We start from the raw sequence: 22730 nt of genomic DNA, 5'->3' as shown, positions 1-22730 counted from the left end.
GGCGCGCATGATCTCGTGTCGGCGCCCGACCTGCCGAGCCGCGATGTCGACGCCTTCGAGACCACCGAACTCTGCCCAAGCGTCAGCGCGATCTCCGCCTGCCCGGAAGCGAGCTGCCGGACTAAAGATACGCTGATCTTCAGCGGCTGCATGGAGTTCGAACTTGGCGGCATGCATCCGCTCGTCGGCTTAATGCCCGACGCCATGCGGGTCGACACGCTTCTCGATCGGCAACCCGAGATCGCGCCGATGCTGCACGCGATGGAGCGCGAGGTGCGCACGGAACGCGCCGGCTCGGCCGGAATCCTGGCCCGGCTCGCGGATGTGGTCGCGGCCTCGATCGTGCGCGGTTGGGTGGAATGCGGCTGCAACGATGTCCACGGTTGGCTTGAAGCGCTGCGCGATCCTCGCCTGAGCCGCGCCATCGGCGCCTTGCATCGCGACCCCGGCCGGAACTGGACGGTCGCGGAACTCGCGGCGGAAACGGGCGTCTCGCGTTCGGCCTTCGCCGAACGCTTCCTGACGGTGACCGGCCAGACCCCCTTGCACTATGCGACGGAACTGCGCATGCGCCTGGCGGCCGAATGGATCGGCCGCGACCGCATGCCGATCGACACCGCCGCCGAGCGTCTGGGCTATGGCTCGCAGGCCGCCTTCAGCCGCGCGTTCAAGCGCATCACCGGACGCCCGCCAGGCGCGGCTCGAGGCGCAGGGCTCTACGAGCCCCATCGGGTTTGAGGCCTGACAGGCGGCCGAATTCGTCGAAAGCGACCCGTGGCAATCGCCGGCGGACATCGCCGCGCATCCGGGTTCGGCCCGGAGGGCGGAGCCAAGCAAGCCTCTGAAGCCGCGCTTGACGATTTAGCACGACTGTCCTAATATTAGCACATGCGTGCTAAATCCAACCCCATCCCTACCGACAACCGGTCATTCGCCGAGGCCGCCCGCCGCGCGCAGATCGTCGACTGCGCGATCGACGCCATCGCGGAAATGGGGTTCGCCAAGGCCTCGGTTGACCAAATCGCCAAGCTGGCTGGCGTCAGCAAGGGCGTCATCACCTATCACTTCCCGAAAAAGCAGGAGATCGTGGACGCGATCATCGAGAAGGTGATGGCGGCGGGCCGCGCCTATATGGAGCCGCGCATCCTGGCCGAGACGTCGGCGGCCGGACGATTGCGCGTCTATATCGAATCCGATCTCGCATTCATCGGCGCCTATCGCAAGCCGCTGATCGCCCTCGTCGAGATCGCGATGAATGCGCGCCGCGACGACGGCGGGCTGGTCATCGGTCCCGACTCGCTCGCCCAGCGCGCCGCGAGCCTCGAAGAGCTGCTGCGCGCCGGTCAGCGGTCCGGCGAGTTCCGCCGCTTCAATACGCGCGTGATGGCGCTGACGATCATCCAGGCCATCGACGGCGTGCCGCCCTTATTGGCGCGCGAGCCCAACCGCGACCTCAAGCTGCATGCGAAGGAGCTAGCGACAATCTTCGCCCTCGCCACAAGGAGGCCATCCTCATGACGACGCCGTCCCCCGCGCTCCATGCCCAGCTTCGGCCCGTGATGGGCGCGCAATGGATCAATCTCGGCCTTTGCGTCTTGCTCCTCACGGTCGCTTTCGCTTTACGAGACAGCATTGCGCCGGCGGTCTGGGTGCGGTCGACGATTATTCTGATCGTGAGCCTATTCTTGCTGCTGTGCGGCAAGCAAATGCTCCGCGGCCGGCGCTGGGCCTATGTCCGCGCGAAGTGGATCGCGGCCCTCGGCGCCATCGGCTTTGTCGGCGTCGCGGCGCTGCCGGGCCCATTTCCCGCCTGGATGCGCATCGAACAGGGCGCCCAGGCCCTGGTGTTCCTGGCGCTCGCCTGGATGCTGACGCGACCCGCGCTGGCCTTGTTCTTTCCGCGCGCCAACGCCCCCATTCATGCGGGCATGGCCGATCCGCTTCCCGATGCGAGCGTTCGCGATGCGCGCTTCGACTATCTGCGCGGCTTCATCGTCCTTCTCGTCCTGCTGCATCATTCCGTGCTGGCCTATGCGGTGATGTGGCCGGCCCAACCGATGACATTCAAGATTTTGGCTGCGCCGATCGTTGACGCCCAGCGATGGGCCGGGTTCGACCTCCTCGCCGTCTTCAACGACACGTTCTTCATGGCGCTGATGTTCCTGCTCTCCGGCCTTTTCGTCTGGCCAAGCCTCGAGCGCAAGGGAGGCGCGAAGTTCCTGCGCGATCGACTTTTTCGACTAGGCGTCCCGTTCGTCGTCGTGGTCGGAATCCTGATGCCGCTTGCTTACTATCCTTCTTATGCGGCGGCGGGCGCCGACCCAGGCTTCTTCGCCTACGCCAGCGCTTGGCTATCCCAAGGCTTTTGGCCGAGCGGTCCCGCTTGGTTCATATCGCTGCTGCTTGTCTTCGATACTGTCGCAGCCGGCCTCTACATGCTGCGGGGGCGCTGGACGGCGAATGCGTGGATCGCGCGGCGCGCCAACATGGTTGCCACCCCGGCGGCCTTCGTCGCCAAACTCCTTGTCGTTTCGGCGCTGGCCTATGTCCCGATGGCGGCGGTCTTCGGCTCAGACAATTGGCTCTCACTCGGTCCCTTTTCATTTCAGGCGAGCCGTCCGTTGCTCTATGCGACCTATTTTCTCGTCGGGCTATGGCTGGGCGCCGCCGGCGCACAGCGCGGCCTTCTCGCGCGCAACGCCGGACTGGCGCGGCGATGGCCAATTTGGGTCGCGGCCGGGCTCGCCGCCTTTGTGCTACGCCTCGCCATCATCATAACGCTCATCCTGCCGGTCGCCCGCGCTCATCAGCCCCTGCCTTTCGCCACGCGCCTCCTCAGCGACCTCACCGTCGTCTTGTGCTGCGGCGCGATCAGCTTCGCCTTCATCGCGCTCTTTTGTCGGTTCGCCGCCCGGCGCCGCGCAGCCTTCGACAGCCTCAGCGCCAGTTCCTACGGCATGTACCTCATTCACTATCCCATCGTCGTCTGGCTCCAGTTCGCGCTGCTCGCGATCGCGCTCGGCCCAATAGCCAAGGGCTGCATAGTCTTTGCCGGCGCGGTCGCCCTGAGCTGGGGAAGCGTCGCGGCGCTCCGCCGCATTCCCCCGATCGCGCGACTGCTCTGATGGATGCGAGGCGCTTGGGCGCCAAGGCCGGCGATGGATTGCCGCCTTCATGCTCCGGCCGCTGACCCACACTATGCCCTCGGCGCTTGCCGTGTTGATCGGCGCGGTTTTTTTGACGCGGATGCTTTTGCGATAGGTTTGGTCGGCGAGCCGTCGCGCATCGACGTTCGCATGCATGCTGACGTCGATGCCTGGCTCCTTCGCCGAATTCGCGCGCGAGACGATCGGCAATCGCGCGCGTCGGTTCGCCGCCGACACAGGCGCCCGTCAGCGCAAATGCAAATCGCTTGGTGAATGATCTGAGGCGGGGATCGGTATCCTTGTCGCTGATTTTCTGCATCGTCTTGGCGACCCGGCCGGTCGCGCGCCCGCAAGTCCGAAACGCGTGACGATGCCGGTTTCGGGTCTGCTTGACATTTAATAAGACTGATCTTACTTTCTTTATAAGATCAGTCTTAGGAATTACTCATGTCCGCCGACGCCCCCACGTCCGAATTTTGCGCGGCGCAAATTCGTCGCGCCGTTTCTCCTCTCGCCCGCACGTTGCGCCCCAATTTGCAGCGCGACCAAATCAGCACGGCGAAGTTGAGCGTCATCGGTCAGATCTATCGCGCGGGCAAAATTACGCCGAGCGAACTCGCCAGCCGCGAGAAAGTGAAACTGCAGACGTTGACCCGACTTCTCGCCGAACTGACGGCCGACCGCTGGGTGTCCCGTAGGCAGGACAAAATAGACGGTCGCCAAACCGTACTGTCGCTGACGGCGCGCGGAAGGGCCCGCCTGATCGACGCCGCAACGGCCGCCGACGCATCTCTCGCTGAGGTCATCGAACGCACGTTGAGCGAGGCCGACCGGAACCTGCTGCTGCGCGCCTGCGAAATGCTGCTGGCTCTTGACGAGGCCCTCGCCGAACGGTCGACGCGCTCAAGCGCGGACGAACGCTCGTGAAGCTTACCCGCCTGCTGGCGCTTCAGTCCGCCATAAACGCCGGAACCACGCGTCAGGGGTTTCAGATGGCGCTTGGCGTCGTGGCCGCCTTCGCGGCCGCCGCGGCGACCGGCCTGCCCGAGCGCTTTTGGGCGGTGATGACGGCGCTGATCGTCATGCGCTCCGCGGCTGAATCGACGCTCGCCGCCGGCCTTGACCGCGCCGCCAGCACGGCGCTTGGCGCGCTTTGCGGCGTCCTGGGCGTCTGGTTGATCCAGCGTGGGGGCGACGCCGTCGCCATCTCGCTGGCCATCGTCGCGCTGCTGGCGTTTATGAGCGGGATGGCGCCCGCGATGCGCGGCGCCCCGATCGGCGCGCTGATCGTCTTGTCCTCGGCGGGCGTCGCCGAACATGCCGGCGTCGGCGTCGCTGTCCTGCGATTGGCGCAGGTGATTGTCGGGGTCGCCGCCGCGATGATCGTGGCGCTCCTGCTGGCCCAATGGCGCTCCGGCGATCGGCTTCGCCTGGGATGCGCGAGATTGTTGCGGAGCGCGGCGCGGCGCCTGGCGGATGCGGGCGCAACGGCGGCGTCGAGCGAGCCGCGATCGCCGTCGGCGGGCGACGCATCCCAGTCGGCGCTCAAGCGCTTGACCGTCCTAGCCGTAGACGCGGATCGGATGGCGTCCCTCTTGCGCCGCCGCGATTCCGGGGATCAGTGGAAGCGATTGGTGGGCTCCACGGGCCGCGTCATGCAGGACGCCGCCGTCCTGGGAAGGCTCGTCGCCGCGCAGGCGCGTCGCGATCGCAGCGGCTCGTGGCGGCGATCGGCTCAGTTGGCCGGCGCAGCCTTGCTCGCCGCGGCGGACGCCGTCGAGAGCGGCCGGACGGCGAACGCATCTGAGCCGCAGGATGGCGATCTTGCCGAAACAGGTTCGTGCGCGCTGGCGGCTTCGCTCGCCGGGCCGCTGCGATTGCTGCGCGAGGACGCGCGCGCGCTCTCCCGTCACGCCGAGAAAAGGTCCGGTCTGAAATCGGCGTGCTGAATCCTTCTCTCACCAGTCGACAACGGAGCCGTTATGAAAACCCCGGAATTCCTGTTGATGATCAGCGTGCCGACCATCATCCTGGCCTCTCTTATCGAAGCCTTTCTCCTTTCACGCCGTGAAAAAGTCGACTGGCGTGAATTGGGACTCTCGCTGCTTAATTTTATCGTGCGCAATATCGCTTTGATCGCGCTGCCGCTCTCCGTCGCGACGCCGATGTTCGCGCTGGCCTGGAGCTTTCGACTGACGACAATCGCCATCGACAACTGGCTTGCTATCGCGCTTTTGTTTTTCGGACAGGAGTTCTTCTACTATTGGTTCCACCGCGCCTCGCATCGCATTCGCTGGTTTTGGATCAACCACGCGGTCCATCACTCGCCCAATCACCTCAACCTGTCGGCGTCCTACCGCAGCTTTATTTTCGGTCACGTGTTCGGCGATGCGATTTTCTTTGTGCCGCTCGTCTGGATCGGTTTTCCGCCAAGGGCCGTTTTGCTGACGCTCACGTTCAATCTGCTTTATCAGACCTGGATTCACGTCACCTGGATTCCCAAGCTCGGTCCGCTCGAATGGATATTCAACACGGCGTCGGCTCACCGCGTTCATCACGCTGTGAATGTCGAATATCTCGACGCCAATTACGGCGGCGTTCTCATCATTTTCGACCGCTTGTTCGGAACCTATATCGCGGAGCGCGAGGATCTGCCCTGTCGCTATGGATTGGTCCATCCGCAGACGAGCTATAATCCGCTGCGCATCGAGTTCGACCAATGGCGAGGCCTGATGATCGATTTGTTTCGCGCACGGAAGATCGCGGACATATTCGGCTTTTTGGCGAGGCCGCCGGGATGGCGGCCGGATGGCCCCGGCGAGACAACCGAGGAGCTTCGTCGCCGCGCCAGAACCGGCGCTGCCATGCCGCATGCCGCGGAATAGCCAGCGCGACAATGCGGGTTTGCCCGGTTGGAGGGCAAGCTGGGGTTACCGTGACACGCGACTGGAGCGTCGCCCATCACCTGGCCACTTAGTGTCCGGCCCCTCGATTGCGCAACGTACGTGACCGGCTTTGCAGTCACACTTTACAAAATCCTCCTTTGAAGATTCAATCAGGGCTTTAGTAAAGCGTCACTGTAAAGCCCGAGCGTTATAGCGGCTGCCCGCATCTTGGATGCGACGAGAGGCAACCCAGGTAGCCATCGCGCCGTTTCAGCGACTTGCAATCGTCGGCATCAGTTGTTGCCGTGCAAGTCCGCGTTGAGGCCGCCCCAACGCTCGGCGTTTGTGTACACGCATTCGATGGCGCCGCTCTGACTATCGCGGCGGAACAACAGGCCAGAGCGGCCCGACAGCTCTCTGGCCTTGACCACTCGGCCCTCGGGCGTGCGTACCTTGCTGCCGGCCGTGACGTACAGGCCAGCCTCTACAATGCACTCGTCGCCCAGAGAGATACCGATGCCGGCGTTAGCGCCGATCAGGCTACGCTCCCCCACTGAGTTGACCTGCTTGCCGCCGCCCGACAGCGTACCCATGATTGACGCGCCCGCGCCCACGTCGGAGTTTCGCCCCACGATCACGCCAGGAGTGACGCGGCCTTCGACCATGGATTCGCCCAGTGTGCCGGCATTGAAGTTGACGAAGCCTTCGTGCATGACGGTCGTGCCTGGCGACAGATGCGCCCCCAACCGCACCCGGTCGGCGTCGGCGATGCGCACGCCCTCGGGAATCACGTAGTCGGTCATGCGCGGGAACTTGTCGATGGAGGGCACCTGCAGGTGGTGCGCTTCGCTCTGCAATCTTGCGCGCAGCTCCTGCACTCGTCCGGGGAGCACCGGGCCGGCCGAGGTCCAGGCCACGTTGTTGAGCAGGCCAAAGCTGCCTTCCAGGTTTAGCGTGTTCGGCCGGAAGGTGAGTTCGGACAGCAGGTGGAGCCGCAGGTACACGTCCTCGGCGCTCGCCGGGGGCGCGCCCGGCGCGAGCATGGTGACAGTGACGAAATCGCCTTCGATCAGGCCCACCTTCTCGGCCAGGCAGTGGCGCTCGATGCGCTCGTCGTTGCGAGGGAACCAGACGTCCAGTGTCTTGCCGACTTCCTTGTCGCGGTAGCGGTGTCCGGTTCTGGTGATCGCAGTCATTCGATAGGTCCAGTTTAGGAAGGGGAAAATCGGCTTACCGCTATTGGGCGAGGCTTGCCCCATAGGTTCCGCCGCAATCCGCTCGCTACGGCGCAATGGAGAGCGCGTTTCGCGAGTGGCTTGCTCCTGCCCGTCGTGTCGACCCGATTCGGAACACGAGCGAGGCCGGAGCGCAACCACCCGCACGGGGGCATTTCTACTTTGCTTGTCGAGCGCCATTTCTACCTTGCTCCGACAGCCGTCCGCCTGCGGCTGCCGATTTTTGCAACGAAATCTTTCTGAAAATCAATAGTTATGCTATGATAGCTTGTCATTTCCAACAAACAAGAGGCCGTGCCATGAGCGAAGCCAGCCCTCAAGCCTCGAGCCGCAAACGCGGCGCGGCAATGGCCGCCTCGCTGACGCACCCAGCGGCCTCTGTAGCGCGGTCGTTGGACCGCGTTCAGCGCGCAAGCGCTTTATTTTCGTTTCGATCGCGGCCGTGCAGAGAGCGCGGCGGACGAATGCTTCGCATTCGCTTGGAGGTCGCCGACCGCGCCTGTAAGTTCGCGCGGTCGAAAATTTTTTTCATTTTTTCGCTTGCAACCCATTGATATTCAACAATGTCACTCGAAAAAAATTTGCAAGCGACTGGAAATTATCGAACCTTTTCAAAGGCCAGAAAAAACGACATTTTGGCGCCGGCGCAGTTTTTCAGCGTTACGCAAGGAGATTGCAAATCGGCCGCCGTCGGCCGCCCCGCGCAACCTTTGGCGGCCGGCGCTGGTTTGGTCGTCATGAGGCGCGCCGCCGCCTTCCAAAATCAGGGACGACATTGATCGACACAGACCCGCCGCCGATCCTGCCTATCCATATCGAGGAGACGATCCGCTCGATCGCCCGGCTGCATGCCGAGCACCATGGCGCGGCCTCGCCGCAGCAGCGTGCGATGGATCGGCTGACGGCGCTGCTCGGCCGCCCGCTGTGCATCGGCGTCCTCGGCCTCGTCATCATCGGCTGGATCGGCGCCAATCTGCTCGCGCTGGCGCTCGGCCGCCAACCCATCGATCCGCCGCCTTTCGCCTGGCTGGACGGGGGCGCCTCGCTCGTCTCTCTCTTTATGGTTGTTTTGATCCTCGGCTCCCAAAGGCACGAGGAGGAAATCGCCCAACACCGCGAGCTGCTGACCCTTGAGCTGGCGATCCTCAGCGAGCAGAAGACGGCGAAAGTGATCCAGTTGCTGGAGGAGGTCCGCCGCGACAATCCGCTCATTCACGACCGGGTCGATCAGGAAGCCGAAGTGATGGCCCAGCCCGCCAACCCGCAATCGGTGCTCGACGCGATCAAGGAGACCCATGCCGCGGCGGCGGAGGAAATGCGCGCGCGGCGACCGCTCAGCTCAGACAGCGCGTGACGATGTCGCGCACATCGGCGGAAAGCTGGGTCTTGCCGGCAATCCCGGCGAGCGCCTCCTGCGCCTTTGACTGACGCTGGGGCTCGAGAGAGCGCCAGGAGCGCAGTCCGGACAGCAGCCGAGCGGCGACTTGCGGATTGGTCGGATCGAGCGTCAGCACGATTTCGGCCAGCAGAGCGTAACCCGCGCCGTCGGCCCGGTTGAACTGCGTCTGGTTGGCGCTGAAGCCGCCGATCAAGGCGCGCACGCGATTGGGATTGCTCATCGAGAAAGCGTGGTGGCTCATCAGCGCGCGCACGCGCGCCAGCGTCTCCTTCTCGGGAATTTGCGCCTGCAGGATGAACCATTTGTCGAGGATCAGCGGATCGGCCGCATGCGCGCGGGCGAAGGCCTCGAGCGCATGTTCGCGCGCGGCGCCCGGCGTCAGGCATAGCGCGGCGAGAGCGGCGAAGCGCTCGGTCATATTGTTGGCGCCCGCCAGTTGACGCTGGGCGCGCTGCGCGCCCTCCTCCGCCTTGCCGGCGGCGAGCATGAGAAGCGCGGCATTGCGCAGGGCGCGGCGCCCGGCGCTCGCGGCGTCCGGACTGAAATGCGCCGCGCCGCCAAAACTATCGTGCAGGCGCGCCAAAGCGGGCGCATGGGCGCGGCCAAGCGCGCCGCGCAGGGAATCGCGCGCGACGAAAATCGCATCGGGATCGACATTGCGCTCCATCTCGCGCGCAATGTCGCCTTCGCTGGGCAGGCTCAAGGCCTGCGCCGCGAAAGCCGCGTCGATGCGGCCCGCCTGAGCTTCGCCAAGGATGGCGCCGTAAGCCTCGACAAAATCGGCGTCGATCTTGGGCGCCTGCCCCGCCCGGATCGCCCCGGCGGCGCGCAGCAGCAGGCGCGTCGCGAGACTCTGCATGGCCTGCCAGCGATTGAAGCTGTCGCGATCGTGGCGCGACAGGATCAAGAGATCGGCCTCGGTCAGATCGTCGTCGACGCGCGCCGGCGCCGAAAACCCGCGCAGCAAGGAGAGGGTCGGACGGCTGGCGACGCCGGTGAAGGTCACGCGCCGCGAGGCGGTGGTCAGTTCCAGGACGCCGCTGGCCAATTCGCTTGGGTTGGCGTCGGCCGAGGCGAGAGCGATCTCGCCGCCCGCCGCGTCGATCATGCCAAGCGCGATCGGGATCGTCAAAGGCAGCTTCACCGCCTGGTCGCGCGTCGGCGCGGTCGCCTGCGCCATGTCGAGGGTCAGGCTGCGCGCGGCCTCGTCATAGGCGCTGCGGAAAGTCAGCAACGGCGTTCCCGCCTGACTGTACCAGCGCTTGAAATCGGTGAGATCGCGTCCCGACGTCTCAGCGAAACAGCCAAGGAAATCTTCGATCGTCGCCGCCGTGCCGTCGTATCGCTCGAAATAGAGGTCCATGCCGGCGCGGAAGGCCGGCGCGCCGATCAGAAGCTTGAGCATGCGGATGACTTCGGCGCCCTTCTGATAGACCGTCGCCGTGTAGAAATTATTGATCTCGTGATAGATTTCCGGCCGCACATTATGGGCGAGCGGGCCGGCGTCCTCGGGAAATTGCGCCGCGCGCAGCCCGCGCACATCGGCGATGCGCTTGACCGGCGCCGAGCGTTCGTGCGCCGAGAAATCCTGATCGCGGAAAACCGTCAACCCTTCCTTCAGGCAGAGCTGGAACCAGTCGCGGCAAGTGATGCGGTTGCCGGTCCAGTTGTGGAAATATTCATGGGCGATGACGGCCTCGATGCCGGCATAATCCTCGTCGGTCGCGGTTTCCGGCAGAGCCAGGACATATTTGTCGTTGAAGACGTTGAGGCCCTTGTTCTCCATCGCGCCCATATTGAAATCGGAGACGGCGACGATGTTGAAAACATCGAGATCATATTCGCGCCCGTATTCCTGCTCGTCCCAGCGCATCGAACGCTTGAGCGAATCCATCGCATAGGCGGCGCGGTCCTGCCGGCCATGCTCGACATAGATGCCCAGATCAACCTTGCGGCCCGATGCGGTGACGAAACGATCGGCGATATGGGCAAGATCGCCCGCCACCAGCGCGAAGAGATAGCTCGGCTTCTTATGCGGATCGCGCCAGACCGCAAAATGACGGGAGGTTCCCTCGAGATCGCCATGCGCCTCGAGATTGCCATTGGCGAGAAGAACGGGCGCCTCGGCTTTATCCGCCTCAAGCCGCGTCACATAGGTCGAGAGAACGTCGGGCCGGTCGAGAAAATAAGTGATGCGCCGAAAGCCCTCGGCTTCGCATTGCGTGCAATAGGCCGAACCCGAACGATAGAGTCCCATCAGCTTAGTGTTGCCGGCCGGATCGAGCTGCGTCTCGATGCGCAGCGTGAATGGTATTTGCGGCGGGTTGGCGAGAACCAGTTTTTCGGGCGAGGCGGCGAAGGCGGCGGGGTCGAGCGGGTTGCCGTCGAGTTCGATGCTCACAAGCTGAAGTTCGTCGCCGTCAAGCGCCAGCGCGGCCCCTGCCCGGCCCGCGGGATTGGGCCGGATCGCCAAAGTCGAGACGACGCGCGTCGCGTGACGATGCAGCGAGACATCGAGTTCGACGGCGTCGATCAGATAATCGGGGGGCCGATAGTCCGCGAGGCGAATCGGCTGGCCTGTGCTGGTGCGCATGAAATGATCCTCGTTTGATCCGACACAACGCGGCTGGGGGCCGTTTCGTCAAGTCCGGCTGAATTCAAACGCCGCCGCATCGGTCGGCGCCGCGACCAAACCGAATTTCAGCAAGGCTTCCCGCAGGGCGTCCCCGGGCGCGGCGCCGCTTGTGAAAATGGCTGGCGCGCTGGCCCCGTGCGGAAATGGCGCCCCGGCGGCGGGCCCCAGCAGCGCGTCGACCCGTCGCGCGATCGCCGGGGCCGGATCGACATAGTCCACCGGCCACGGCGCGAGACGCTCGAACTGAGCCCGCAGCAAGGGATAATGCGTGCAAGCCAGCGCGACGACATCGGTGCGCCGCCCGCCGCTTTCAACGAAACACGGGGCGATCTCGCGCGCGATCTCCGCGTCATCGACCGCCAGTCCCTTCATGCCATCCTCAGCGATACGCGCCAGATGCTTTGAGCCGACAAGCGCGACCTCGCAATCGCCGGCATGTTCGCGCACAAGGGCCTGCGTGTAGTCGCGCGCCACCGTGCCGGTCGTCGCCAGCACGCTTACCAGCCGAGACTTCGAGATGGCCGCCGCGGGCTTGATCGCCGGCACGGTGCCAACGAACGGAAGCGCGGGATAACGCGCGCGCAGCGGTCCCAGGACGAGGGTCGAGGCGGTGCCGCAAGCGATAACCACGAGATCGGGCGTGTGCAGGGCGACGAGACTGTCCATCACCGAGGCGACGCGGGCGACAAGTTCCGACTCGCCAAGCGCCCCATAGGGAAAAGCTGCGTCATCGGCGGCATAGACGAGGGAAGCGTCCGGCCGCGCCTTGGCGACCTCTGTCAAGACCGTCAGGCCGCCGAGGCCCGAATCGAAGACAAGAACGCGCGGACCGCGCAAGCCAACCCTGTTCATCGACGACAGGAAATCGCAACGACAAAGGCGCGCTCGGCCGCCGCGACCTGCCCGGCGCCAAGCGGCGCGGCAGCCGCCGCCTTGGCGGAGGCGTCAGGCGTCAGCGACAGAAACCTCTGGATCTGGTCCGCGCCGATCGCCCCATGCGGCGCGATGGGCGTGACCCCCGCCACCAGCTTGGGCTCGCCGGTCGATTGGGCGATCATTGCGACAAGGCTGCCCATGCGATCAAAAACAGGGGCGCCCCTGGCGTTCTTCGACAAGGATGCGAGCAGGGAAGGACGCGTCTCGCCCTGGCCCAGCGCGAGCGGCGAAGCCGATGTCACATTGAGCACGATGCGGCCACTGGGCTCATCGGCGGCATAGCTGATCGCCACCAGATCGGGGCCGAAAGCCCCAAAACTCGGCGCGTTGACGGAGGCGCCGGCGACCGAATCGACCGACAGGAGGCTGAGGCCCAGCTCCCGGTCGTCGCGAACGAATTTTGCCGGCTTTCCATCGATCGTCGGATTGGGGCAGTCGGCCGCCCCGATGGCGCTGAGCGCCTGGCCCGGCGCGACGAGAAAGCCGGTCGCCGCAAAAACCGGGCGGGCGGGCGCGGGCGGCGGCGCGGGAACAGGCGTCGGCTCTGACGCGGCCACAGGTCCCGCCGCGGGAGATGAGGCCGCGGCCGGGAAGGGCTCGAACGAATCGGCGATCGCCACGCCGATCTTGTCGAGATCGGCCGATTGCGCCGCGGGATAGGCGAGCCGGAACCCGCGGATCATCGTCGGATCCGGCCAATTCGCCGGCGCCTTGGCCATGCGCTCGTAGAATTTTCGGCCGGCCTCTTCGCCCGAAACGACGAAGAAATCGGGACGGCTGATCTTGAGCGTAATTTTTCTCCCCGGCGCATCGGCGGTCAGCGCGGCAAACAGCAGGCCGAGTTTGGCATCGCCGCCGGCGGCGCTTGAAAGATCGAGCGTGATCGAGCCGTCGGTCTTCATCAGCCGCGCGTAGCCCGCATCGCCCGCAACGCGCTTGTCGAGGATTTTTAGCGGCGCTCCGATCTTGACGCCGGTTTTTTCGTCCGTGAATATTTGAAAGCGTACGGCGGCGCGGGCCTTTTGCGCGGCGCCCGTCATCACAGCCAATTGCGCGGAATCGACGAGCCCATTGGCCTGCGCCTTAATGCTGGTCTGGTAGGCGACGATCGCATCGCGGGTCCGCTTGCCGAAGACGCCGTCAACGACGCCCAGATATTGCCCGCTCCAGATCAGCGAATCCTGAATGGCCCGCCGATCCGCTTCGGAGAGCGCTTCGAACGCCGCTTTCTGCCCGTCGTAGACAGGATCGGCGCTCGGCGACGCCGACGGCGCAATCTGCGCGCGCAATTGCGCGGGCGCCGCCAAAGCGAGGGCCAAAGCCAAACCACATATCGCCCGCCGCGCCATTTTTTGCATCAAGCTCTCCTCAGATGTTCAAAAGCGTCCAGGCAGGCCATCGAGACGCCCTGTTCTATTTCGAGATCGCATCAAGGGAAAGGTTGCTGGTGCGCGGCCCCAGCGCCCCGATCGAAACCATCACGATTCCCATACTGCCGGCAATCAACGTGAAAACCCCGGCGACGCCGAACCAATGAAGCGTGTCGGCGATCAGAAAGGCGCTGAAAACGACCGACAACCGGCTCCAGGAATAGACGAATCCAACGGCCATGGCCCGGATTCGCGTGGGGTAAAGTTCGGCCTGATAGCCATGGAAAGCGAAGGACAGGATATTATTCGACAGGGTCAGCAAAACGCCAAGCGCGATCAACGGAACCGCGGCCGTCGTCTGGCCGAATATGATTCCGAAGACGGCGATCGCGAATGCGGCCACAACGATCAGCCATTTGCGCTCAACCTTGTCGCCAAGGGCGGACGCGATCAAGGGGCCGAAGGGCGCGGCGATGGCGATGATGAACGTATATTGCAGGCTCTTGGTGATGGATATCCCCTGTTCAATCAGCAAGGTTGGCACCCAATTGGAAAAGCCGTAGAATCCAACGGTCTGAAAAATATTGAAGATGATCAGCATTACGGTCCGCGCGAGATAGGGGCTCCGCCAGATTTCGCCGAAGCGTCCTGGCTGCGGATTCGTTTCGCCAGCGGGCGCGGTCGGCAGCGCGATGCTGGGCTTGGCGCCCTCGAGCGCCGACAGCGCCCGATCAGCTTCCTCTAGCCGCCCATGCTGGGCGAGCCAGCGCGGGCTCTCGGGCACGCCCCGACGGATCCACCAGACGAACACCGCCCCCAAAGAGCCGATCAGCACGACCCAACGCCATCCGTCCATGCCCAACGGCGCGTTGGGCACCAGCAGCCAGGCCAGAAACGCAACCACCGGAACCGCGACGAACTGGATCGCCGAATTATAGGCGAACGCGCGCCCCCGCAACGCCGCCGGCACGAGTTCCGCGATATAGGCGTCGATCGTGACGAGCTCGACGCCGATGCCGACGCCCGCGATGAACCGCCACAGATTGAGGCCGAAGGCGTCGGTCTGGAACGCCATGACGACGCTCGCCACGGCGTACCAGATCAGCGAATAGGTGAAAATCGTCTTGCGTCCGAAGCGATCGGCGACGAAGCCGAACAAAGCCGTGCCGACGAACAATCCGGCAAACAGCGCGGCGACGAAGCTGGCGACGCCGCTCGTGCCGAACAGGCCGGGGGTTGTCGGCGTCAACACGCCGCTGCGAACGAGACCGGGCGCGACATAGCCGGTCAGAAATAGGTCGTAATATTCAAAGCAGCCGCCGAGCGACAGCAGAACGACGCGGGTCCAGATCGCGCGAGAGGCGGACAATTGATCGAGGCGAGCGCCAATATCGCCAAGGCCCTCCCTGGTCGCGGATGCGGTCTCCATCTGTCCCCTCCCCTTTAAATTCTTTTCGTTGCAGGCTTCGATCGAACGCGTCGCAAAAGCAAGCCGCCTTCCCTACGACGCCGGGAAGGACTTCCATCCCGGCGTTGCAAGAATCGCCACGATCGTCAAACTTACCGCATCATAGTCCGCCCAATCGACAAATAGCGACGACCGGACCTATTCTCCTTCGGAAAATCGGATTTCCTGGGCTCGCACCGGTTGAATGGCCGGACGCGACCGTTATGGTAGCCGCCGCCATCCCGTAAAGTCACATACCTGACTTGTCAGCCGCGTTTTATGACCCATCGGCGCTTCCTCGCGCCTCAGACATAGGTCGAACCATGCACGCCGCGCTCCGCACTCTGTTGGCTCTCGTGTTTATGTTCGTCGGAGGAGCGGCCTATGCCGCGGAATCCAAGCCCTATGCCCGGGATTTTCTTGTCAGCGACGCCGTGCGCCTCGCCGAGACGCTGCGCAAGGAAACGGCCGGCGAAGGCGCGTTGACCAAGGGCAAGAACCCGGAGCAATTGCGCAAAGAAGCCGCGGCGGCGGCCGATAACGCCGATTACAAACTCGCCGGCCGGCTCGCCGCCGCCGCAGTGGCGGGCAATCCCAAGGACGCCGCCAATTGGCTGGAACTGGCCAAGGTTGCGGTGAAAGCCGACGACGCGCAGGCGCCTGAACGTTATGAATTGCGCGAACGCGGCGCAACCGCCGCCTATGCCGCCTATGAACGGCTGACCGCGCCCGCGCCGCAGGCGGAGGCGTTGGCCCTCCTCGGCAATCTTTTCGCGCGCCGCGAAATGTGGCGTCCCGCTCTCGACGCCTATCGCGCCAGCCTCGACCGGCGCGACGACCTCGACATCAGCAAGACTTACGAGGATATGCGCGAGAAATATGGATTTCGCATCACCGATTACAAAGTCGATAATGATTCCGCCGCACCGCGAGTCTGTTTCCAGTTCTCCGAGCCGCTCGCGCGAAAAACCGACTTTGCGCCCTATGTCGCCGTCTCGGGCGCGGCCAACGGAGCGATCAGTTCGGAAGAACAGCAAATTTGCGTTGAAGGATTGAAGCACGGCGAGCGCTATTCCATCGTCGTCCGGCAGGGTCTTCCCTCCACCGTCGGCGAATCCTTGCTCAAGAACGCCGACTACGAAATCTACGTCCGCGATCGCTCGCCCCAGGTTCATTTCACCGGCAAGAATTACGTCCTGCCGCGGCAGGGTCAGCAGGGCGCGCCGCTTGTCACGGTCAACACCGCCAAGATTGCGATCGACGTCTATCGCGTCGGCGATCGCAACCTGCTCGCGGCGGTTCAGCGCGACGACTTCCTCAAAGGAATCAATAATTCCCGCGCCGGCGAGATTGCCAATAACGATGGCGTCAAGATCTGGAGCGGCTCGATGGATGTCGCCTCCGATCTCAATAAGGATGTCGTCACCGACTTCCCCATTTTGGAAGCGGTCGGCAAGCTTGAGGCCGGCGTCTACATCATCACCGCCCAGCCCGTGAAAGGCGACGCGGCGACCCCTAAGACAGAAGGCGAGGACGACAGCGGCGACGCCGCCCTGGCGACGCAATGGCTGGTTGTCTCCGACCTCGGCCTGACCGCCCTTTCGGGCGAGGACGGCGTGCATGCGATCGTGCATTCGCTCGCCACGGCGGCGCCGCTGGCCGGCGTCGAGGTCAAGCTCGTCGCCCGCAACAATGAAATATTGGCGACCAAATCCACCGGCGCGGACGGCCGGATTGATTTTGATCCGGGCCTCTCGCGTGGAACCGGCGGCGTATCGCCGGGCTTGCTGGTTGCAACGACGGCGGCCGGCGATTACGGCTTCCTCAATCTCGTCCAGAGCGCTTTCGATCTCACCGATCGTGGCGTAAGCGGCCGCGAGGCTCCGGCGGCGCTCGATGCGTTCCTGTTCACCGAGCGCGGCGTCTACCGCTCCGGAGAAACCGTCTACGTCACCGCCTTATTGCGCGACGCCAAGGGCGCGGCCAAGACAGGCCTGCCGCTGACGCTGGTGGCGCTTCGCCCGGACGGTGTCGAATATAAGCGGACAACGATCGCCGATCAGGGCCTTGGCGGACGTTCTCTAGCGTTGCCACTGCTTGCCGGGGCGCAACCGGGCTCCTGGCGCGTCGTCGCCTATGTCGACCCCAAGGGCCCCAGCATCGGCGAAACAGGCTTCATGCTCGAGGATTACATTCCCGAACGTCTCGACGTGAAGCTGAAGCCGGCTTCGGACATCCTGACCGCGGGCGAGCCTGTCGAGATCGGTGTCGATGCGAAATTCCTCTACGGCGCGCCCGCCGCGGGCCTCGACGTCACCGGACAGGTTTCGCTGCAGGCTGTGGATGGCTCGGAAATCCCCGGCTACAAGGGATTTGCAGGCGGCCTCACCGACGATGAATTCACCGCGGTCAGCAGCCAGTTCAACGACAAGCTGCAGACCGACGCGAAGGGGCATGCCGACGTTTCGGCTGCATTGCCCGAGGGCGCGGCGGCCAAGCCGCTTGAGGCGAAGGTCATCGTCGATGTGGCGGAGCCAGGCGGGCGCACGGTCGAGCGCGTCGTGACGCTGCCGGTCCGCGCCAAATCGACGCTGATCGGCGTCAAGAAGGATTTCGACGACGGTCTTGGACAAGGCGAAGCGGCGGTTTTCGAGGCGATCGCCGTCGCGCCGGATGGTTCGCGCGTCGCACGCAAAGGCGTCGAATGGTCGCTCTACCAGATCGAGGAAAACTACCAATGGTACAATTCGGACGGCCATTGGGGCTATGAACCCGTCAAGTCCTCCAAGCGCATCGCGGAGGGCTCCGTCGACATAGCCGCCGATTCCGCGGCCAAGATCATCGCCAATGTCGGTTGGGGCAAGCACAGGCTCGACATCAAATCGGCCGATGGCGACCAGACCAGCATCACATTCGATGTCGGCTGGTCCGGTTCGGCCAGCGCCGACACGCCTGATAATGTCGTCGTGACGCTCGACAAGGCGAATTATCAAGCAGGCGATGAAGCCAAGCTGCGCATCGCCTCGCGCTTTGCAGGCAAGGCGACGATCGCGATCGTCGGCGACAAGATCGAACAATTCATCGATGTCGACCTCGCCGAAGGCGACAATGTCGCGCCGTTCAAGGTTGGCGCCGATTGGGGCGCCGGCGCCTACGCCATCGCGCTCACCCATCGCCCGCTTGACGCGAAGGCCAAGCGGATGCCGGGCCGCGCGCTCGGCCTGGCCTGGTTCGGCATCGATGCCGCCACGCATAAACTCGACATCTCGCTCGGCGCCCCTGATATGGCGCGCCCGCGTCAGACGCTGACGCTACCGATCAACCTCGCGGGTCTTGCGCCCGGAGAAGAAGCCGCGGTCAGCGTGGCCGCGGTCGATATCGGCATTCTCAACATCACCGGGTTCAAGACGCCCGATCCGAAAGATTATTTCTTCGGCCAACGAAAACTTTCCGTCGAGATCCGCGATCTCTACGGCCTGTTGATCGACGGCATGGAAGGCTCGGCTGGAGCGATCCATACGGGCGGCGACGGCAACGCCGGCGTCGAGGGCAACTTGCCGACGCAAGAACCCCTCGCTCTTTATTCTGGCGTCGTGCGCGTCGACGCCAATGGCGAGGCCAAAGTTTCGTTCGATTTGCCCGCCTTCAACGGCTCGGTGCGCATCATGGCCGTCGCCTGGTCGAAAACGAAAGTGGGGAGCGCCGAGGCGGAAGTCATCGTGCGCGATCCCGTTGTGGTGGCGGGCACCCTGCCCCGCTTCCTCAGCCTTGGCGATCATTCGCAAATGCACGTCGATATTGACAATGTCGAGGGCGAGGCCGGCGACTACAAACTCGATCTCGATATCCACGGCCCGCTTGTCGCGCAGGCCGATGCGATGAGTAAGACCGTCAAGCTGGACGCGCATCAACGTACTTCGGTGACGATCCCAGTGACGGCGGCGGGCATCGGAACCGCAAGCCTCGATCTGCGGCTCACAGGGCCGAAGCTGGATGTGACGCAGCATTTCGCCCTTGGCGTCACCGCGGGCGCGCCCGATCTTTATCGTCGGGCGGTTCATCCCCTGGCCGCCGGCGCCAGCGAGACGATATCGAGCGATCTGCTCGCCGATTTCATCCCCGGCACAGGGTCCATATCGATTTCCGCCTCGCCGTTCGGCGGGCTGGACGCCCCGGCTTTGCTGCAGGCTCTGGAGCGCTATCCCTATGGATGTTCGGAGCAGACGGTCAGTCGCGCGATGCCGTTGCTCTACGCCAATCGGCTCGCTTCGATCGAACATCTGGCTATCGATCCCGACCTTGACGGGCGCATCAAACAATCGATCGACCGCGTCATGGATCGTCAGGATTCCAACGGCGCGTTTGGGCTCTGGAAAGCAGGAAGCGACGATGACGATCTATGGCTCGACGCCTTTGTGTCGGACTTCCTGACCCGTGCCCGCGAACGCTCTTTCGCGGTCCCTCAAAAAGGCTTCGATCAGGCGCTCGACCGGCTGCGCAACGAAGTCGTCAACGCCGCCGATCCGGGCGATGGCGCCGGCGAACCGCTCGCCTATGCGCTCTATGTTCTGGCGCGCAATGGGCGGCCGGTCGTCAGCGACTTGCGCTATCTCGCCGACACCAAGCTTAGCGTGTTCAAGACGCCCTTGGCCGAGGCGCAAATCGCCGCTGCGCTTGCGATGCTGGGCGACCGGGCGCGGGCGGGCAAGATATTCACAGCCGCGCTTGAAACCTTGCGCGGCGAGCACGACAATGGCTATTCGCGGCCCGACTATGGTTCGCGTCTTCGCGACGGCGCCGGCGTGCTCGCGCTGTTGGCGGAAGCCAATCTTGCGCAAGGCGAAGTTTCCGGCGACGCCATCGGCGAGGCGTCGCGCATTGTCGAACAGGCGCGCAATGAACGAAACTATACCAGCACGCAGGAAAACAACTGGATGGTGCTCGCCGCCGAAGCGATCGCGGAGCATTCTTCAGCGAATCTGTTCACTGTCGACGGCCAACCGCAGAAGGGCGCGGTTTATCGCAAGTGGAGCGGCTTTGGCCTCAATGGCGCTCTCGCGACCATCGTCAACACTGGCGCGGCGTCGGCGGTAATCGCCACCACAACATCGGGCAATCCGATTGTCCCGGAACCGGCCGCTGCGCAAGGTTACGAAATCGAACGCGGCTTCTACAAACTCGATGGGACCAAGTTCGACGCCAAGAGCGTCACGCAAAACGATCGGTTCGTGATCGTGCTGAAAGTGACGGAAGCGGAAGCGAAATATGCGCGCCTGTTGCTCGTCGACCGCCTTCCGGCGGGACTAGAGATCGACAATCCCAATCTGGTCGACGGCGGCGCGATCGATGCTTTCTCCTGGCTCAAGAAGGACGTTGACCCCGATCATACGGAATATCGCGACGACCGTTTCGTCGCAGCTTTCAACCGTGAGGAAAACCAATCGGCCTTCTTCAACGTCGCCTATGTCGTGCGCGCTGTTGCGCCAGGAAAATATGTCTATCCGCCCACCACGGTGGAAGACATGTATCGGCCCGAGCGGTTCGGTCGCAACGCCTTCAGCACGATAGAGGTCATCGCTAAATGAATCGGGAGCGCCGCTGGTTCGGCATCGCCGGGGCGCTCATCTTTGTTCTGGCTCTGGCGATACCGGCCGCATGGTCGCAATATCTTCAGAATCTTGGGCCGATCGATCTCCTGTCGGCGCGCCAGGGATCGACGATCGTCGTCGATCGCGACGGACGCCTGCTGCGCGCCTTCACTTTGCCCGATGGGCGATGGCGCCTGCCTGTTGAGCTGGGCGAGGTCGACCCTCGCTATATCGCCATGCTCCTCAGCTATGAGGATGCGCGATTTTACGCTCACGACGGCGTCGATTGGCGCGCCCTGGCCCGGGCCGGCCTGCAGCTCGCCACCAGAGGGCGCGTCGTTTCGGGCGGCTCGACGCTGACGATGCAGGTCGCGCGGCTGATCGAACCGCGCGAGGAGCGCAGCATTTCCGCTAAACTTCGTCAGGCCGCGCGCGCCTGGCAAATCGAGCGTCAGATCAGCAAAGAGGGCGTGCTCGACCGCTATCTCGCTTTGGCGCCGTTCGGCGGAAATATTGAAGGCGTTAGAGCGGCATCGCTGACCTATTTTGGAAAGGAGCCGCGACGCCTGACGCTCGGCGAGGCGGCGCTGCTGGTCGCGCTGCCGCAATCGCCCGAGTCGCGCCGCCCCGACCGTTTCGTGGACGCCGCCAAAAGAGCGAGGGATCGCGTGCTCGACCGCGCCGTCGAGCGCGGAATCATCAAGGCCGGGGAGGCGGAGGCGGCAAAACGCGAAATCGTTCCCGGCGAACGGCGCCCCTTTCCCATGCTCGCCGCCCATGCCGCCGAAGAGGCTGTCGCCGCCGATCCGCAGGCCCATATTCTGAAGCTGTCCTTTGATGCGCGGCTGCAGGCCAAACTTGAGGATCTGGCGCGCCAAAGCGCGGCGCGTCTCGGTCCCAAGCTTTCGGCGGCGATCATCGTGATCGACAACGCCAGCGGAGAAATCCGCGCCAGGGTCGGCGCGGCCGATTATCTCTCCAGCGAACGCGACGGCTCCATCGACATGACGCGCGCGCCGCGCTCGCCAGGCTCCGCGCTCAAGCCTTTCATTTACGCGCTCGCTTTCGAGAGCGGGATCGCCCATCCCGAGACGGTTCTTTTCGATCGGCCGACGCGCTACGGCGCCTATACGCCCGAAAATTTCGATCTCGGTTTCCAGGGCACCGTAACCGCGCGGCGCGCCTTGCAAATGTCGCTCAACCTGCCGGCCATCGAATTACTGGCCGATGTCGGTCCCGCCAATTTTCTGGCGCGATTGCATGGCGCCGGCGCCGCCATCGTTCTGCCAAAAGACGCCCCGCCCGGCCTCGCGATCGGCCTTGGCGGGCTGGGCATTTCGCTGACCGATCTCGCGCGGCTCTACGTCGGGCTCGCGCGCGGCGGCGAAGCGCCGCCGCTGATCGAGCGCCTGGGCGCGGACCCCGGCGCGATGGGACCGCGCCGCGTCACCGACCCGGTCGCCGCCTTCTATGTCGAAGACATCCTGCGCGGCGCGCCGCCGCCGGCCAATTCACTGAGCGGACGCATCGCGTTCAAGACAGGCACCTCCTACGGTTATCGGGACGCCTTGGCGATAGGATACGACAAGGGCACCACGATCGCCGTCTGGGTCGGCCGTCCCGACAACGCCCCCGTGCCGGGCCTCGTCGGACGGCAGGTCGCGGCGCCCATCCTGTTTGACGCCTTCGCCAGGCTCGGACGCGATGTCGAATTGATCGCGGCGCCCAAAGGCGTGCTCAGAGCGGCGACGAGCGCCGATCTGCCGCCGCCGCTGCGTCACCTGCGCAAGGACGCGCCCAAGATCATGGCGGCGACCGCGGTCGCCACTCTGAAAATCGCCTATCCGCCCGACGGCGCGCGCGTCGATCTCGGCTTGGCCCAAGGCGCTGGAGACGCGCAGCTTTCGCTAAAGGCGCTGGGCGGCGCCACGCCTCTGACCTGGTTTGTCAATGGCGCGCCCATCGGCGAGCCCGACGCGCGCCGGGAATCTGCCTGGCGCCCCGACGGCGCGGGCTTTGCACGCGTTTCCGTGATCGACGCCAAAGGGGCGACGGATTCGGTCATGGTTCGCCTGCAATGATGGAATGC

The 22730-nt window shown here is 64.3% G+C and carries 14 protein-coding genes; 9 read left to right on the top strand and 5 right to left on the bottom strand.

Annotation, left to right across the window (positions count from 1 at the left end; translation table 11 throughout):
* The 6 genes from GSQ90_RS07505 to GSQ90_RS07480 all read left to right on the top strand — a co-directional run.
* Positions 1 to 738, top strand: a 738-nt coding sequence (locus GSQ90_RS07505) for an AraC family transcriptional regulator (protein WP_246731444.1), incomplete at its 5' end; no start/stop codon positions are given.
* 150 nt (positions 739 to 888) lie between these two features.
* Entirely contained in the window at positions 889 to 1518 is a 630-nt protein-coding gene (locus tag GSQ90_RS07500) for a TetR/AcrR family transcriptional regulator (RefSeq protein WP_158814128.1), read from the top strand.
* Positions 1515 to 3125: an acyltransferase gene (locus GSQ90_RS07495; protein WP_158814127.1), complete on the top strand. Its 1611-nt coding sequence runs from the start codon at positions 1515 to 1517 to the stop codon at positions 3123 to 3125. The genes GSQ90_RS07500 and GSQ90_RS07495 overlap by 4 nt, the downstream gene beginning before the upstream one ends.
* A 468-nt stretch (positions 3126 to 3593) precedes the next feature.
* The gene (locus tag GSQ90_RS07490) at positions 3594 to 4073 is read left to right on the top strand and encodes a MarR family winged helix-turn-helix transcriptional regulator (protein ID WP_158814126.1); all 480 of its coding nucleotides are present in this window, start codon (positions 3594 to 3596) and stop codon (positions 4071 to 4073) included.
* Positions 4070 to 5095: an aromatic acid exporter family protein gene (locus tag GSQ90_RS07485; protein ID WP_158814125.1), complete on the top strand. Its 1026-nt coding sequence runs from the start codon at positions 4070 to 4072 to the stop codon at positions 5093 to 5095. The genes GSQ90_RS07490 and GSQ90_RS07485 overlap by 4 nt, the downstream gene beginning before the upstream one ends.
* Before the next feature lie 33 nt (positions 5096 to 5128).
* Positions 5129 to 6031: a sterol desaturase family protein gene (locus GSQ90_RS07480; protein ID WP_158814124.1), complete on the top strand. Its 903-nt coding sequence runs from the start codon at positions 5129 to 5131 to the stop codon at positions 6029 to 6031.
* 293 nt (positions 6032 to 6324) lie between these two features.
* On the opposite strand, the gene GSQ90_RS07475 is transcribed toward GSQ90_RS07480, so the two are convergent.
* On the bottom strand, positions 6325 to 7227 hold the full coding sequence (locus tag GSQ90_RS07475; protein ID WP_158814123.1) for a DapH/DapD/GlmU-related protein: 903 nt from the start codon (positions 7225 to 7227) through the stop codon (positions 6325 to 6327).
* 814 nt (positions 7228 to 8041) lie between these two features.
* On the opposite strand from GSQ90_RS07475, the gene GSQ90_RS07470 reads away from it, so the two are divergent.
* Positions 8042 to 8620 carry a DUF1003 domain-containing protein gene (locus tag GSQ90_RS07470; RefSeq protein ID WP_158814122.1) on the top strand — a complete coding sequence of 193 codons (579 nt, stop codon included), beginning with the start codon at positions 8042 to 8044 and terminating at the stop codon, positions 8618 to 8620.
* Here the strand turns inward: GSQ90_RS07470 and pepN are convergent.
* Genes pepN through GSQ90_RS07450 form a run of 4 tightly spaced genes read right to left on the bottom strand, consistent with a single transcriptional unit; the run spans position 8601 to position 15035 of the window.
* Positions 8601 to 11258 carry an aminopeptidase N gene (gene pepN / locus GSQ90_RS07465; protein ID WP_158814121.1) on the bottom strand — a complete coding sequence of 886 codons (2658 nt, stop codon included), beginning with the start codon at positions 11256 to 11258 and terminating at the stop codon, positions 8601 to 8603. The two genes, GSQ90_RS07470 and pepN, sit on opposite strands and share 20 nt — an antisense overlap.
* 48 nt (positions 11259 to 11306) lie before the next feature.
* A complete protein-coding gene (gene murI, locus GSQ90_RS07460) occupies positions 11307 to 12152 on the bottom strand; it encodes a glutamate racemase (RefSeq protein WP_158814120.1) in 846 nt (281 codons plus the stop codon).
* Positions 12149 to 13594 (bottom strand): peptidoglycan-binding protein, encoded by a 1446-nt coding sequence (locus tag GSQ90_RS07455; protein ID WP_158814119.1) that lies wholly within the window; start codon positions 13592 to 13594, stop codon positions 12149 to 12151. The genes murI and GSQ90_RS07455 overlap by 4 nt, the downstream gene beginning before the upstream one ends.
* 55 nt (positions 13595 to 13649) lie before the next feature.
* The gene (locus tag GSQ90_RS07450) at positions 13650 to 15035 is read right to left on the bottom strand and encodes an MFS transporter (RefSeq protein ID WP_158814118.1); all 1386 of its coding nucleotides are present in this window, start codon (positions 15033 to 15035) and stop codon (positions 13650 to 13652) included.
* 341 nt (positions 15036 to 15376) lie between these two features.
* Between GSQ90_RS07450 and GSQ90_RS07445 the strand changes: the two genes are divergently transcribed.
* Positions 15377 to 20638 carry an alpha-2-macroglobulin gene (locus GSQ90_RS07445; RefSeq protein ID WP_158814117.1) on the top strand — a complete coding sequence of 1754 codons (5262 nt, stop codon included), beginning with the start codon at positions 15377 to 15379 and terminating at the stop codon, positions 20636 to 20638.
* Positions 20635 to 22722 (top strand): penicillin-binding protein 1C, encoded by a 2088-nt coding sequence (gene pbpC / locus GSQ90_RS07440; protein ID WP_158814116.1) that lies wholly within the window; start codon positions 20635 to 20637, stop codon positions 22720 to 22722. The genes GSQ90_RS07445 and pbpC overlap by 4 nt, the downstream gene beginning before the upstream one ends.
* The last annotated feature ends 8 nt before the right edge of the window (positions 22723 to 22730 follow it).

It is taken from the genome of Methylocapsa sp. S129, from assembly GCF_009765995.1.
Taxonomy (GTDB): domain Bacteria; phylum Pseudomonadota; class Alphaproteobacteria; order Rhizobiales; family Beijerinckiaceae; genus Roseiarcus.
This window is presented reverse-complemented; position numbering and strand designations above follow the sequence as displayed.